The following is a 15,312-nucleotide window of genomic DNA, read 5'->3' on the forward strand; positions in this document are numbered from 1 at the left end:
GTACTATGCTTTTCTGGTTGACCGAGCTTTCGGATGGCGGGGATTTCTTCAACCTCTTCCGCTATATCACGTTCCGTGCAGGCGGCGCGTTCCTGACCGCGCTGTTTTTCGGCTTCCTCTTCGGTCCGCCCCTGATCAACGTGTTGCGCAAGCGGCAGGGCAAGGGCCAGCCGATCCGCGCCGACGGTCCCGAAACGCATCTGGCCAAATCGGGCACGCCCACCATGGGCGGTCTGCTGATCGTGGGCGCTCTGGTCACGTCCACGCTGTTATGGGCACGGCTAGATAACGCTTATGTCTGGATCGTGCTCTTCGTGACCCTGTCTTTCGCCGCGATCGGCTTCTGGGACGATTACGCCAAGGTGTCCAAGCAGAATGTGACCGGCGTGCCGGGGCGGCTTCGGCTGGCGCTCGGCTTCCTGATCGCGGCGGTCGCTGCGGTCTGGGCCGCGTGGTATCACCCGCCCGAGCTGCAATATCAACTGGCCTTGCCGGTGTTCAAGGATGTGCTGATCAATCTTAGCTGGTTCTTCATTCCCTTTGCCATGTTCGTGATCGTCGGCTCCGCCAATGCCGTGAACCTGACCGATGGTCTGGACGGGCTGGCCATCATGCCGGTGATGATCGCCGGCGGCGCGCTCGGCATCATCGCCTATGCGGTGGGCCGGGTGGATTTCACCGAATATCTCGATGTGCATTACGTGCCCGGGACCGGCGAGATCCTGATCTTCGCGGCGGGGCTGTTCGGCGGCGGGCTTGGCTTTTTGTGGTATAACGCCCCCCCGGCGGCGGTGTTCATGGGCGATACCGGATCGCTGGCCCTTGGCGGCGCGCTCGGCGCGATTGCCGTGGCCACCAAGCACGAGATCGTTCTGGGCATCATCGGCGGTCTGTTCGTGGTCGAGGCGCTGAGCGTGATCGTTCAGGTGCTCTATTTCAAGCGAACCGGCAAGCGGGTGTTCCTGATGGCGCCGATCCATCATCACTACGAAAAGAAGGGCTGGGCCGAGCCGCAGATCGTCATCCGCTTCTGGATCATCGCGCTGATCCTCGCGATGATCGGACTGGCGACCCTCAAGGTGCGCTGACCGGGGTGGAATGCGGTCCTGTGCCGCCTCTTCGGCACCGACCTTCGCACCGACCTTCGCACCGACCTTCGCACCGACCTTCGCACCGACGCAATACCGACGTTATACCGACGTGATACCGAAGGCCGAAAACGGCCCCCAAAGCCGCTTGCACAGCCCGGCCCGAGGGGGCAATCTGCGCGCCGATGACAGCAAGGGAACAGCCATGATACCGGTAACTGGATATGACGGGCAGCGCGTCGCGGTGCTGGGATTGGGCCGGTCCGGTCTGTCGGCGGGCCGTGCCCTGCGGGCTGGCGGCGCGCATGTTCTGGCTTGGGATGACAACCCTGAGGCGCGCGATATGGCCGCCGAAGAAGGGTTTGAGATCAAGGACTTGTCCCGCGATGGCGCGTTTGACGACATCGCTTGCCTGATCGTCAGCCCCGGTATCCCGCATCTCTATCCCCAGCCCAACAAGGCGGTCGCCAACGCGCTGCAGGCGGGTGTGCCCGTGGACAATGACATCGGGCTTTTCTTCGCCTCTCTCGGCGGCGCGGACTGGGCTGTTCATGATGTGGCGCCCCGCGTGGTCGCGGTGACGGGAAGCAATGGAAAATCAACCACTTCGGCCCTGATCCACCATGTCCTGCACGAGGCGGGCAAGGACGTGCAACTGGCCGGCAATATCGGCCGCGGCGTTCTGGATATCGACCCTCCGGGCGATGGCGGAGTCGTGGTTCTGGAACTCAGCAGCTACCAGACCGAACTCGCCCGGGCTCTGACACCGGATGTCGCTGTTTTCACGAACCTTTCTCCCGATCACCTCGACCGGCACGCGGGTCTGGGCGGCTATTTCGCGGCCAAGCGGAGGCTCTTTGCCGAAGGCGGCCCGGATCGCGCCGTGATCGGCATCGACGAGCCTGAGGGGCTGTTCATGGCAGGCCAGCTTGCCACCGCTCCGGGCGATGACCGGGTCATCCGCATCTCGGTGGAACGCAAGCTGGCAGGGCCGGGCTGGTCGGTCTTTGCCCGCAAGGGGTTTCTGAGCGAATACCGCAAGGGCAAGCAGCAAGGCGCCATAGATCTGCGTGATATCAAGGGCTTGCCGGGACAGCACAACCACCAGAACGCCTGCGCCGCCTATGCCGCTTGCCGCAGCCTGGGCCTCTCGCCCAAGGTGATCGAGCGGGCCTTCCACAGCTTTGCGGGCCTGCCGCATCGCAGCCAGGTGATCGCCGAGAAAGACGGCGTCACCTTCGTCAACGACAGCAAGGCCACCAACGTGGATTCCGCGCTTAAGGCCTTGAACGCATTCGCCAATATCCGCTGGATCTGTGGCGGTCTGCAAAAGGAAGGCGGGCTTGCAGGGCTGGAGCCGGGCCTGCGCAATGTGCTCAAGGCCTATGTGATCGGGCGGGACGCGGCGCAGTTCGCTCTGCAGCTGACCGGGACCGAGGCCGAGACCTGCACCACGATGCAAACCGCCGTCGCGCGTGCCATGGCCGACGCCCAGCCGGGCGAGACCGTGCTTCTGGCTCCGGCGGCGGCCAGTTTCGACCAATACGACAATTTCGAAAAGCGTGGCGAGGATTTCATCGCTCAGGTCAGGGCGCGGCTCTGACCCGGGTCAGCGGGATGCAATCGCCGTTCCCGCGGCCCAGCCCGAGGACCAGGCCCACTGGAAATTATAGCCCCCCAGCCAGCCGGTCACATCGACAGCCTCGCCAATGAAATAAAGGCCCGGAACGGTCTCGGACATCATCGTGCGAGACGACAGCCCGTCGGTCGCCACGCCGCCAAGTGTGACCTCGGCGGTGCGGTAGCCCTCGGAACCGGTGGGTTTCAGCCGCCAATGGCGCAGATGATCCACGATCCCGGAGAGGACCATATCGGAGTGATCGGCAAGGTTACCTTTCGGTAACACTTCCGGTGCAATGTGATCGACAAGCCGTGTGGGCAGATGTCTCGCCAATTCATTTGCGACGCTGCGGCGCCCGGATGTCTGACGCTGCATGCGCAAATCGTTCAGAAGCCGCGCCTCGGGGTCCAGATCGATCACGATCTCCTCGCCCTCGCGCCAATAGGACGAGATTTGCAGGATCGCGGGGCCGGACAGGCCGCGATGCGTGAACAGCACCGCCTCGTCGAAGCTGCCGCGCGCGTTCGACACCCGCGCCGGTGCGGCGACGCCCGAGATCGCGGCAAAGCGCTGATCCGAAAAGGTCAGCGGCACCAGTGCGGGCCGCGTGTCGGTCACCTGATGGCCGAATTGCGCGGCGATGTCATAGGCCAGCCGCGTCGCACCCATCTTGGGGATTGACTTGCCCCCCGTGGCCACCACGAGGTTGCGCGCCTCGATCATCACGCGGCTGCCCTCATGGTCGATCTGCGCGTGAAAGGCGCTCCCGTCATGCGACAGATCGGCAAGTGCGCTGCGCAACCACAGCAGCGCGCCCGCGCGGTCCATCTCGGCGCGCAGCATGTCGATGATCTGAAGGGATTTTCCGTCGCAGAAGAGCTGGCCAAGCGTTTTTTCGTGCCATGCGATGCGATGGCGGGCGACCAGATCCAGGAAATCCCACTGCGTATAGCGTTTCAGCGCCGATTTGCAGAAATGCGGGTTGTCGGACAGGAAATTGTCCGGACCGGCATGCAGATTGGTGAAATTGCATCGCCCGCCGCCCGAAATCCGGATCTTCTCGCCCGGGGCCTTCGCGTGATCGATCACCAATGTGTCCGGCCCCGCATGGGCCGCGCACATCATGCCAGCCGCGCCGGCCCCCAGAATGAGCGTTTTGACCTTCATGTGCCGTGCATTGGCCCATGAGGCAGGCGGGGTCAATCCGTTTCGCAGCTGCGATGCGGTCTGGCGGATGGCGGATGCCTCCGGCGGGGATATTTGAGGCCAGAAGAAGCGCCGGGATACGCCAAGATGGCTTCCCACGGGGCGGTTGTGCTGCTAGAGTAGTGGCCAAGACCCCTAGAAAGGGGCGGACATGAGGCAGTTGCGGCGGTTCATATGACAGAGATGGTCTATGGCACGATCCCGGTCAGGGAAACGGAGCCAGTACTTCCCAAATGGTGGCGGACGATCGACAAATGGTCGATGTCCTGCATTCTCATTCTTTTCGGGATCGGTATCTTGCTGGGGCTCGCGGCCTCGCCGCCGCTGGCCGAGAAGAACGGGTTTTCGCCCTTTCATTATGTCGAGCGACAAGCGCTGTTCGGAACACTTGCTCTGAGCGCCATGTTGCTGACCTCGATGATGAACCCGCATCTGGTCCGGCGCCTTGCGGTGCTCGGGTTTCTGGTCGCGTTCGTGGCGCTGTGCCTGCTGCCGTTTTTCGGCACCGATTTCGGCAAGGGCGCGGTGCGTTGGTTCAGCCTCGGGTTTGCCAGCGTTCAGCCGTCGGAATTTCTCAAGCCGGGATTTGTGGTCGTGGCGGCGTGGATGATGGCGGCCAGTCAGGACATCAACGGGCCGCCGGGGCTGACATGGTCGTTTTGCCTGGCGCTGGTGATCGTGACGCTTCTGGCGATGCAGCCGGATTTCGGACAGGCCTGTCTGGTATTGTTCGGCTGGGGTGTCATGTATTTCGTTGCGGGCGCACCGATCCTTCTGCTTCTGGGGATGGCGGGATGCGCGGTGCTGGCGGGCAGTTTCGCCTATTCGAATTCCGAGCATTTCGCGCGCCGGATCGACGGCTTTCTCAGCCCGGATGTCGATCCCAACACGCAGCTTGGCTTTGCCACCAATGCCATTCGCGAAGGTGGCTTTTTCGGGGTCGGTGTGGGCGAGGGCGAGGTGAAATGGTCGCTGCCAGATGCGCATACGGATTTCATCATCGCCGTGGCCGCCGAGGAATACGGCCTTGTGCTGGTGCTGTGCATCATCGCGCTTTACGGGATTATCGTCGTGCGCTCCCTGTTGCGTCTGGTGCGTGAACGCGATCCGTTCATCCGGCTGGCGGGGACGGGGCTCGTGGTGATGTTCGGCGTGCAGGCGATGATCAATATGGGCGTTGCGGTCCGCTTGCTGCCGGCCAAGGGCATGACGCTGCCCTTCGTGAGTTATGGCGGCTCGTCGCTGATCGCGGGGGGCATCGCGATCGGGATGCTCTTTGCTTTCACGCGGACCCGCGCGCAAGGCGAGATCGGTGATATCCTGAGAGGGCGGGGCAGATGAGCCGGGGCATCCATCGGGGCGAGGTGGGAACGTGACGGACAGGCGGCCATTGCTGGTGATCGCCGCAGGTGGCACCGGGGGGCATATGTTTCCCGCGCAGGCGCTGGCGGAGGTGATGTTGCGGCGCGGCTGGCGGGTCAAGCTGAGCACGGATGCGCGAGGGGCGCGCTATACCGGGGGGTTTCCCCATTCCGTCGAGATCGAGCAGGTGTCCAGTGCCACCTTCGCGCGCGGCGGGGTGATCAACAAGCTTCTGGCGCCAGCCCATATTCTCGGGGGCGTATTGGGGGCAAGCCTCAGGATGCTGCGCGACAAGCCCGACGTGGTGGTGGGCTTTGGCGGCTACCCGACCATTCCGGCGCTCGGGGCGGCATGGCTGCTGAGGGTACCGCGCATGGTGCATGAGCAGAACGGTGTTCTGGGCCGGGTCAATCGGCTGTTTGCCAAAAAGGTCGACCGGGTGGCCTGTGGGACATGGCCCACCGCCTTGCCCCAAGGCGTCGAGGGCGTGCATGTCGGTAACCCGGTGCGCGCGGCGGTGCTCGAGCGGCAGGCGGCGGGCTATATTCCGCCGGGAGATTATCCGATGTCGGTGCTGGTGATCGGCGGCAGTCAGGGGGCACGTATCCTCAGCGATGTGGTGCCTGAGGCGATCGCGGCGCTGCCCGATGCGCTGCGGCGCAATATCCGCGTCAGCCATCAGGCGCGCGAAGAAGACGGCGCGCGGGTGGCGGACTTCTATGCCGGGCACGGTATCGATGCCGATGTGGCGGCCTTCTTTCGGGACGTGCCGCGCCGGATGAGCGAGGCGCAATTGGTCATCAGCCGTGCAGGGGCCTCGAGCGTGGCCGATATCAGTGTGATCGGGCGGCCCGCGATCCTGATCCCTTATGCCGCGGCCGCCGAGGATCACCAAAGCGCCAACGCCAAGGGGCTTTCCCAGGCGGGGGCTGCCATCGTCATTCCGGAACCGAAACTTGCGGTCGAAACGCTTTCGGAGCAGATAGCCAGCGTCCTGACGAATCCCCAAGGAGCCGAGCAGATGGCGCGCGCGGCTCTTGGTGTGGCGATGGTCGATGCACCGCAGAAACTGGCCGATATGGTCGAGGACTTGGCGCAAGGGGCAAAGACATGAGAGATTTCCGGGCCGAAGGAGACAAGGTGATGAATGCGGCGACCAAGCTGCCGGGAGATGTGGGCCCGATACATTTCGTGGGCATCGGCGGCATCGGCATGTCCGGCATCGCCGAGGTGCTGCTGAACCACGGCTACACGGTGCAGGGTTCGGATCTGAAATCCTCGCCGATCACCCGCCGGCTGGCGGAGATGGGGGCGCTGGTCTTCGAAGGGCAGCGGGCCGAAAATCTCGAGGGGGCGCAGGTTGTCGTGATCTCATCGGCGATCAAGCCGGGCAATCCCGAGCTGGACGAGGCGCGCAGGCGCGGGTTGCCGGTGGTGCGCCGCGCCGAGATGCTGGCCGAGCTGATGCGCCTGAAATCCAATGTGGCCGTGGCTGGAACCCATGGCAAGACCACCACCACAACGATGGTCGCGGCCCTTCTGGATCGCGGCAAATTCGATCCCACGGTCGTCAATGGAGGCATCATCCATGCCTATGGCAGCAATGCGCGCGTGGGGCAGGGCGAATGGATGGTGGTCGAGGCCGATGAAAGCGACGGCACGTTCAACCGCCTGCCGGCGACCATCGCCATCGTGACCAATATCGACCCGGAACACATGGATCACTGGGGTACCGAGGAAAACCTGCATCGCGGCTTTTACGAGTTCGTCAGTAATATCCCCTTCTACGGGCTGGCGGTCTGCTGCACCGATGATCCCGACGTGCAGGCGCTGGTGGCCAAGCTGACCGACCGGCGTGTGGTGACCTATGGGTTCAACACGCAGGCCGATATTCGCGCGGTCAACCTGAGGTATGAAAAGGGCGTGGCGCATTTCGACGTGGCGCTGCAGGCCGAAGGTACGATGATCGAAGGCTGTACCCTTCCGATGCCGGGCGATCACAATGTCAGCAACGCGCTGTCGGCGGTGGCAGTGGCGCGGCATCTGGGCATGAAACGCTCGGAGATCCGCGAGGCGCTGGCGGCGTTCGGGGGTGTCAACCGGCGCTTCACCAAGGTGGGCGAGGTGAATGGCGTGACCATCATCGACGATTACGGCCATCACCCGACCGAGATCGCCGCGGTTCTCAAAGCCGCTCGTCAGGCGTGCGACGGGCGTGTGATCGCCGTGCATCAGCCGCACAGATATTCCCGGCTGCACCATCATTTCGCCGAGTTCTGCACCTGTTTCAACGAAGCCGATGTCGTCGCTATCGCCGAGGTGTTTGCCGCGGGCGAAGATCCGATCGATGGTGCCACGCGCGACGATCTGGTTGCGGGGCTCATTCGGGCGGGTCATCGCCATGCGCGGGCGTTCAACGATCTGGATGATCTCGTGCGACTGGTGCGCGAACAGGCGCGTCCCGGCGACATGGTCGTCTGTCTTGGTGCGGGCACCATAAGCGCATGGGCCAACAGCCTGCCGGAGCGCTTGCAGTCGGCTTGAGGCCGCTGGCGCCGCCGGGGTCGTCATGCTACCTGATGCGTGTTGGTCGTGTGTTCCGGGCCGGGTGGCGGATGGATCATGGGGGCTGCGATGGCTGAAGACCTCAAGCGACGTATCGGGCTTGGCCTGCTGACCGCTTACGGCGTGGGCGTCATGGTTGGCGCCGGCATCTATGTCCTGGTGGGCGCTGTTGCCGCGGAGGCGGGTATCTGGGCGCCTCTTTCCTTTCTGATTGCGGGTCTCATCGCGGCGCCTTCGGCGCTCAGTTATGCCGAGTTCTCGACCCGTCTGCCGGAAGCGGCGGGCGAGGCGATTTTCGTGGCCAAGGGGCTGCGCCGCCCGTGGCTGGCCAATGTGGTTGGGCTTGCGGTGGTGGCTGCGGGAACCGTGTCGGCGGCTGCGGTGCTGCGCGGCGGCACGGGGTATCTCACATCGGTGGTGGATCTTCCTTTCAATGCGACGGCGGTTGTTATCGGTCTTTTGCTCGTCGGCGTGGCCATTGCCGGAGTGCTGGAAAGCCTGACCGTCGCTGCGGTCTTCACGGTGATCGAGGTCGGGGGGCTTGCACTTGTGGTCTGGGCCGGGGCAAGCGGCGAGCCTGTGGCTGATTACAGCATGCCGCCGGCCATCGTGTGGTCGGGCGTGGCCTCGGCGGCGGTGCTGGCGTTTTTCGCCTTCATCGGCTTCGAGGATATCGTCAACATGGCCGAAGAGGTGCGCGACCCGACCCACACCATGCCGCGCGCGATCCTGTTGTCGCTGGCCCTTACAAGCCTGCTTTACATGCTGGTCGCCTGGGCCGCGGTGCGGGTTGTGCCGCTGGATAGGCTTGCGGGCAGCGAACAGCCGTTGGCACTGGTCTGGAGCCACGGGCAGGGCGGTGGGGCCGGTTTTCTGTCGATCATCGCGGTGGCGGCGGCGATGAACGGCATTCTTGCCCAGATCGTTATGGCCAGCCGGGTTCTGTTCGGCGTGGGCAAGCGCACCACCTGGCTTGCGGTTTTCCATCACGCGCATCCGCGCTTCGGCACGCCAGTTCTGGCGACTTCGGTGATCGGGGGGCTGGTGATCGGCATGGCGGTGCTCCTGCCGATCGCGAACCTTGCCGAAGCGACATCGGCCATTCTTTTGTCGGTCTTCGTGCTGGTCAATGGCGCGCTGATCGCCGTCAAGAGGACCGATCCCCATGCGCCGTTCCGGGTGCCCATGGCGGTGCCGGTGCTGGGGCTTCTGGGGTCTCTGGCCGCGCTGGCCATCAGTTTCGGAGCGGGCGGATGATGAACCTGTCGCTGATCCTTGCCTGTCTGTGGGCGATCCTTGCCAATGTGCTGGCCATGATCCCGAGCCGGAACAATCACTGGCGACGGGCCGCGTTTCTGGTGGTGATCGGGGTTCCCCTTCTGGGCTACGTGACGTATCAGAACGGTCCATGGTGGGGGCTGGCGGTGCTGGCTGCGGGGATGAGCGTGCTGCGCTGGCCGGTCATCTATCTGGGACGCTGGATGCTGCGCTTTGTTAAAGTGAGATGACGCGATGCACATGCCTGAAACGCGAGGCAAGCTGACCGAAAACCGGTCATTGTCCGATCTGACCTGGCTGCGCGTGGGCGGTCCTGCCGACTGGTTGTTCCAGCCTGCCGATATCGACGACCTCGCAGGCTTCCTTGCCGACCTTGACAGGGACGTTTCGGTTTTTCCGATGGGCGTCGGCAGCAACCTGATCGTGCGCGACGGCGGGTTGCGCGCCGTGGTGATCCGGCTTGGCCGGGGCTTCAATCAGATCGATATCGACGGATCCCGCGTCACGGCAGGGGCCGCGGCTCTGGATGCGCATGTCGCCCGCAAGGCCGCTCAAGCCGGGCTGGACCTGACCTTTTTGCGTACCATTCCGGGGTCCATCGGCGGGGCGGTGCGGATGAATGCGGGCTGCTATGGCACCTACACCGCCGATCGCTTCGTATCGGCCCGTGCCGTCACCCGCGACGGCCAAATCGTTACGCTGCAGGCCGAAGACCTGAATTTCGGCTACCGCCACACCGATCTGCCGGATGGCTGGGTGCTTGTCGAGGCGACCTTCGAGGCGCCATCCGGCGATCCTGCCGAGCTTGAAGCGCGCATGGACGAGCAGCTGGCGAAACGCGATGCCACCCAGCCCACCAAGGACAGGACGGCGGGCAGCACGTTCCGCAATCCCTCGGGACACTCGAGCACCGGGCGGGCCGATGACGTGCATGATTTCAAGGCCTGGAAGGTGATCGATGATGCCGGGATGCGTGGCGCCCGACGGGGCGGCGCGCAGATGAGCGAGATGCATTCCAACTTTCTCGTGAACACCGGAAATGCCACCGCCGCCGATCTCGAAGGTTTGGGCGAAGAGGTGCGAAAAAGGGTTTTCCAAAACAGCGGAATAGAGTTACATTGGGAAATCATGAGGGTGGGCGAAACTGCCCCATGACGCCAAGGCAGGCGAAACAAGAATAAGTGGATCGGCGAACGATCCGGGACTTTGAGGCACATGTTGGGACTTTCGAGCAGAAAATCCCCGACTGTAGCGGTGATAATGGGTGGCCCTTCGGCAGAGCGCGAGGTTTCTCTGTCGACAGGACATGAATGCGCCGCCGCATTGCGGGAAGCTGGATATCAGGTGGTCGAGGTGGATGCCGGGCCTGACCTGTATGTCCGTCTTTCCGAAACCTCTCCCGATGTCGTGTTCAACGCCCTGCATGGTCGATGGGGCGAGGATGGCTGCGTGCAGGGGCTGCTGGAATGGATGGGGCTGCCCTATACGCATTCGGGGGTTCTGGCCTCGGCATTGGCGATGGACAAGCAGAAGACCAAGGATATCTACCGCGCCGAGGGGCTTCCGGTGGTGCACAGCCTTCTGGCCCGGCGCGATGATGTGCGCCGCGCGCATGTCATGGCGCCGCCCTATGTGGTCAAGCCCAACAACGAAGGCTCTTCCGTGGGTGTCTATCTGGTGCAGGACGCCGCCAGTGCGCCGCCTGATCTGTCCGACGACATGCCCGAGCAGGTGATGGTCGAGGCCTTCGCCCCGGGGCGTGAACTGACCGTCACAGTGATGGGCGACAAGGCTTTGACGGTCACCGATATCCTGACCGATGGCTGGTACGATTATGATGCCAAATACACGCTCGGCGGCTCGCGTCACGTGGTGCCTGCCGATATTCCGGCCGATATATTCGATGCCTGCATGGACTATGCCCTGCGCGCCCACCGGGTGCTTGGGTGCCGTGGGCTGAGCCGTACGGACTTCCGCTGGGATGAGGCGCGTGGTCTTGACGGGCTCATACTGCTCGAAACCAACACACAGCCGGGGATGACGCCGACCTCGCTCAGCCCCGAACAGGCCAAGGTCATAGGCATTTCGTTTCCCGATCTGTGCCGCTGGATGGTGGAGGATGCCTCATGCAACAGGTAATCCGGCCCGATCCCGCGCCATCGCGCTGGTCTTACAGGCTTCAGCGCCTGATGCTGACGCCCGGACTGCGCCGACTCTTGCGCATCGGCGTGCCGGTGACCGTCATGGCGGCGGTGGCGTTTGCGTATTTTTCGGACGAAACACGGCGCGAAGCGATCGCGTTGCAACTGGCCGATCTGCGCGATCAGATCGAAACGCGGCCTGAATTCATGGTTGACCTGCTCGCCGTCGAGGGGGCGAGCGAAGGCGTCGAGACGGATATCCGCGAGATTTTTCCCTATGATCTGCCGGCAAGTTCCTTCGACCTCGATCTGGAGCATGTCCGCGAGATGATCGAAGGACTGCCCGGCGTCGCGAAGGTGGATCTGCGGATCAGGCAGGGCGGCGTTCTCATGGCCGAGATCGTCGAGCGCCAGCCGGTCGTCCTGTGGCGCACCCGCGAAGGTCTTGGAGGCCTGGATATCGAGGGCATCGCAGTCAGTGAGTTGGCAACGCGTGCCGACCGGCCGGACCTTCCCTTGATTGCGGGCGAAGGTGCCGACAAGCGGGTCGCCGAGGCGTTGGAGATCTTGCGCGCCGCAGCCCCGCTCGAGGCGCGCGTGCGCGGGCTGGTGCGCATGGGAGAGCGCCGGTGGGATCTGGTGCTGGACCGCGATCAGCGCATTCTGCTGCCGGAAACCAACCCGGTGCAGGCCCTTGAACGCGTGCTGGTGCTGAATGACGTGCACGACATGTTGGCGCGCGATCTGGTGGCCGTGGATCTGCGGCTGTCGGGGCGCCCGACGATCCGGATGACACCCCGCGCTGTCGAGGACTGGTGGCGGGTGACGAAAATGACAATCGGGACACAATAAAAAGATGATCGAGCTCTACGAAACCCAACGGGCGATGCGGAACATGCGAAAGGCGGCCATGCAGCGTGGCGTGGTCGCGGTTCTGGACGTGGGCACATCCAAGATTGCATGTCTGGTTTTGCGCTTCGACGGAACCGAGCGATTGACCGAAAGCGACGGCATCGGCGCGATGGCAGGGCAGGCCGGCTTTCGGGTGATCGGTGCTGCAACGACGCGGTCGCGCGGCGTGCGCTTTGGCGAGATCACCGCGATGGTCGAGACCGAGCGCGCGATCCGCACCGCCATTCAGGCGGCACAGAAGATGGCGAATATCCGTGTCGACCACGTGATCGCCTGTTTTTCGGGCGCGGGCCCGCGCTCTTACGGGCTGGCGGGGTCTGTCGATCTGGAGGGGCACACCGTCACCGAACAGGATATCGGTCGTGTGCTCAGCGCCTGTGATGTGCCCGATTACGGAGAAGGGCGTGAGGTCCTTCATGCCCAGCCGGTGAATTTCGCACTGGATCATCGCTCGGGTCTGGCTGACCCGCGCGGTCAGATGGGTCAGACGCTGTCCACGGACATGCATATGCTGACGGTCGAGGGCGCGGCCATTCAGAACATCGCCCATTGTGTCAAACGCTGTGACCTTGAATTGGCGGGGCTGGCAAGCTCAGCCTATGTCAGTGGCATCTCGGCGCTGGTCGAGGACGAGCAGGAACTTGGGGCCGCCTGCATCGATCTGGGTGGCGGTACCGCCGGCGTGTCGATCTTCATCAAGAAACACATGATCTTTGCCGACAGTGTCCGTATGGGCGGCGATCACGTCACCGGCGACATCTCCATGGGTTTGCAGGTGCCGCAGGCCACCGCGGAACGGATCAAGACCTTTTATGGCGGCGTTGTCGCAACCGGCATGGATGACCGCGAAATGATCGAGATCGGCGGCGAGACCGGCGATTGGGAACATGATCGCCGCACCGTGAGCCGCGCCGAACTGATCGGCATCATGCGTCCTCGTGTCGAGGAAATCCTCGAGGAAGTGCGCGCACGTCTCGACGCCGCGGGGTTCGATCATCTGCCAAGCCAGCAGATCGTGTTGACAGGCGGCGGCAGCCAGATCCCGGGTCTAGATGGTCTGGCCAGCAAGATCCTAGGCCATCAGGTCCGGCTGGGTCGGCCGTTGCGGGTGCATGGCCTGCCGCAGGCCGCCACCGGGCCTGGCTTTTCCAGTGCCGTGGGCATGTGCCTTTTCGCGGCCAATCCACAGGATGAATGGTGGGACTTCGAGATTCCCGTCGATCGCTATCCCGCCCGCTCTTTGAAGCGGGCCGTCAAATGGTTCAAGGACAACTGGTGAACGCAATATGTGGTCATATCGGCGAAATCCCGCGTGCAGGGACAAAAATATGGGCATATTTTGTGTCATTTCGTTGTTTTTTGGGTGACGCAAGGGGCAACCATCGGTAAGAATGGTCGGGAATAGGCGGAAAAATGGCCTGTCTGGCAGAGGCAGGCGCAACAGCAGGCGGATGATAGAGCAATGACTTTGAACCTCACGATGCCAGGACAGGATCAGGAACTGAAACCCCGCATCACCGTGTTCGGTGTCGGTGGCGCCGGTGGTAATGCGGTCAACAACATGATCGAGAAGCAGCTGGACGGGGTTGACTTCGTTGTGGCCAACACCGACGCGCAGGCCTTGCAGCAGAGCAATGCCGAACATCGCATCCAGTTGGGTGTCAAGGTGACCGAGGGGCTTGGCGCGGGCGCCAAGGCATCCGTTGGCGCCGCGGCTGCCGAAGAAAACATCGAACAGATCGTCGACCATCTGGCCGGTGCGCATATGTGTTTCATCACTGCAGGCATGGGCGGTGGCACGGGCACAGGCGCCGCGCCGATCATCGCACAGGCCGCACGTGAGCTTGGCGTGTTGACCGTGGGTGTCGTGACCAAGCCGTTTCAATTCGAGGGCGCGAAGCGGATGCGTCAGGCCGAAGAGGGCGTGGAAGCGTTGCAGAAGATGGTCGATACCCTGATCATCATTCCCAACCAGAACCTGTTCCGTCTGGCCAATGAAAAGACCACCTTTACCGATGCCTTCTCGATGGCGGATGACGTTCTGTACCAAGGCGTCAAGGGTGTGACCGACCTGATGGTGCGGCCCGGTCTGATCAACCTCGATTTCGCCGATGTGCGCGCCGTCATGGACGAGATGGGCAAGGCGATGATGGGCACGGGCGAAGACTCGGGCGAGGATCGCGCGATCCAGGCCGCCGAGAAGGCTATCGCGAACCCGCTGCTCGACGAAATCAGCCTGCGGGGCGCGAAGGGTGTACTTATCAACATCACGGGTGGCCATGATCTGACCCTGTTCGAGCTCGACGAAGCCGCGAACCGCATCCGCGAGGAAGTGGACCCGGATGCCAACATCATCGTGGGCTCCACTCTCGATACCAGCATGGAAGGCACGATGCGGGTCAGCGTTGTGGCGACCGGGATCGATGCGCAGTCCGACCGTATGGACCCGCCGATGCCGCGCCGGTCGATGGCTGCGCCGCTGCGCCCGGCCGTCCATCAGGATCATGAAGAGGACATGGCCGGCGAATACGAGGAAACCCCCGTCGCCGCGCAACGTGCCGAGCCTGAACCCAGCCTGTTCCAGGATGATGATCTCGACGCGCAGCGTGCTGCCGCCGAAGAGCAGATGGAAGACATCTTCGAAGAGCAGACGGCCGCCCGCTTCGAGGACGACGATTTGCCGCCGCCGGCTTATGCACCGCGCGCCGAAGAGTTTGACCCGGCAGCGCATCACGCACAAAGAGCATCTGAGCGGGAAGAGTTCGTGGCGCCCTCACCGGCACGCCCGGCGCCGGGCACCCCTACGCCCGAGGCAATGGCCCGTCTGCAAGCGGCAGTGAGCAAAGCGCCGGAAGCGCGCGAGCGTCAGGCACAGCCTGCTGCACCGCAAGAGCAGAGCCATGATCCGCGGCCGCGCTTCGGTATCAATTCGTTGATCAACCGGATGACCGGGCATGGGGAGCCCGAGGCCACGCGCACAGCGCGCCAACAGCCGACGGTGCAGGCACCGCAAACCCGGCAAGTCGCTCCTGAACCGCGCAGTGAAGATGACGAACAGATCGAAATTCCGGCATTCCTGCGGCGTCAAGCCAACTAATCCTGCCTGGAAGTGAACGAAAAGAGCTGCCATTTGGCGGCT

Annotated in this window: 13 protein-coding genes; 12 read left to right on the plus strand and 1 reads right to left on the minus strand. The window is 63.5% G+C overall.

The features are described 5' to 3' along the window. Nucleotides 1-5 precede the first annotated feature (5 nt). Both mraY and murD read left to right on the plus strand, forming a co-directional pair. Nucleotides 6-1,088 (plus strand): phospho-N-acetylmuramoyl-pentapeptide-transferase, encoded by a 1,083-nt coding sequence (mraY, locus tag F3H35_RS04780; protein ID WP_149778494.1) that lies wholly within the window; start codon nt 6-8, stop codon nt 1,086-1,088. 205 nt (nt 1,089-1,293) lie between these two features. Further along, nucleotides 1,294-2,691, plus strand: coding sequence for a UDP-N-acetylmuramoyl-L-alanine--D-glutamate ligase (murD, locus tag F3H35_RS04785; RefSeq protein ID WP_149778794.1), 1,398 nt, complete (start codon nt 1,294-1,296; stop codon nt 2,689-2,691). A 6-nt stretch (nt 2,692-2,697) separates the two neighbouring features. Here the strand turns inward: murD and F3H35_RS04790 are convergent, their stop codons facing one another. Beyond that, on the minus strand, nt 2,698-3,876 hold the full coding sequence (locus F3H35_RS04790; protein ID WP_149778495.1) for a BaiN/RdsA family NAD(P)/FAD-dependent oxidoreductase: 1,179 nt from the start codon (nt 3,874-3,876) through the stop codon (nt 2,698-2,700). Between the two features lie 213 nt (nt 3,877-4,089). Between F3H35_RS04790 and ftsW the strand changes: the two genes are divergently transcribed. From ftsW to ftsZ, 10 genes are all read left to right on the plus strand, one after another. After that, the gene (ftsW, locus tag F3H35_RS04795; RefSeq protein WP_149778496.1) at nt 4,090-5,256 is read left to right on the plus strand and encodes a putative lipid II flippase FtsW; all 1,167 of its coding nucleotides are present in this window, start codon (nt 4,090-4,092) and stop codon (nt 5,254-5,256) included. Nucleotides 5,257-5,287: 31 nt separating this feature from the next. After that, a complete protein-coding gene (gene murG / locus F3H35_RS04800) occupies nt 5,288-6,391 on the plus strand; it encodes an undecaprenyldiphospho-muramoylpentapeptide beta-N-acetylglucosaminyltransferase (protein WP_149778497.1) in 1,104 nt (367 codons plus the stop codon). 29 nt (nt 6,392-6,420) lie between these two features. Next, nucleotides 6,421-7,821, plus strand: coding sequence for a UDP-N-acetylmuramate--L-alanine ligase (gene murC / locus F3H35_RS04805; RefSeq protein ID WP_149778795.1), 1,401 nt, complete (start codon nt 6,421-6,423; stop codon nt 7,819-7,821). A gap of 90 nt (nt 7,822-7,911) precedes the next feature. Next, nucleotides 7,912-9,099: an APC family permease gene (locus tag F3H35_RS04810; RefSeq protein ID WP_149778498.1), complete on the plus strand. Its 1,188-nt coding sequence runs from the start codon at nt 7,912-7,914 to the stop codon at nt 9,097-9,099. After that, on the plus strand, nt 9,099-9,350 hold the full coding sequence (locus F3H35_RS04815; RefSeq protein WP_149778796.1) for a DUF2484 family protein: 252 nt from the start codon (nt 9,099-9,101) through the stop codon (nt 9,348-9,350). The genes F3H35_RS04810 and F3H35_RS04815 overlap by 1 nt, the downstream gene beginning before the upstream one ends. A 4-nt stretch (nt 9,351-9,354) precedes the next feature. Further along, on the plus strand, nt 9,355-10,275 hold the full coding sequence (gene murB / locus F3H35_RS04820) for a UDP-N-acetylmuramate dehydrogenase (protein WP_149778499.1): 921 nt from the start codon (nt 9,355-9,357) through the stop codon (nt 10,273-10,275). A 105-nt stretch (nt 10,276-10,380) separates the two neighbouring features. Beyond that, nucleotides 10,381-11,259: a D-alanine--D-alanine ligase gene (locus F3H35_RS04825; RefSeq protein WP_262975119.1), complete on the plus strand. Its 879-nt coding sequence runs from the start codon at nt 10,381-10,383 to the stop codon at nt 11,257-11,259. Further along, nucleotides 11,247-12,113: a cell division protein FtsQ/DivIB gene (locus F3H35_RS04830; RefSeq protein WP_149778501.1), complete on the plus strand. Its 867-nt coding sequence runs from the start codon at nt 11,247-11,249 to the stop codon at nt 12,111-12,113. Before F3H35_RS04825 ends, F3H35_RS04830 begins: the two co-directional genes overlap by 13 nt. 4 nt (nt 12,114-12,117) lie before the next feature. Then, the gene (gene ftsA / locus F3H35_RS04835) at nt 12,118-13,452 is read left to right on the plus strand and encodes a cell division protein FtsA (RefSeq protein ID WP_007814802.1); all 1,335 of its coding nucleotides are present in this window, start codon (nt 12,118-12,120) and stop codon (nt 13,450-13,452) included. 183 nt (nt 13,453-13,635) lie between these two features. Beyond that, nucleotides 13,636-15,270 carry a cell division protein FtsZ gene (gene ftsZ / locus F3H35_RS04840; protein WP_149778502.1) on the plus strand — a complete coding sequence of 545 codons (1,635 nt, stop codon included), beginning with the start codon at nt 13,636-13,638 and terminating at the stop codon, nt 15,268-15,270. Nucleotides 15,271-15,312: the final 42 nt, after the last annotated feature.

It is taken from the genome of Roseovarius litoreus, assembly GCF_900142765.1.
In the GTDB taxonomy this organism is placed as follows: domain Bacteria; phylum Pseudomonadota; class Alphaproteobacteria; order Rhodobacterales; family Rhodobacteraceae; genus Roseovarius; species Roseovarius litoreus.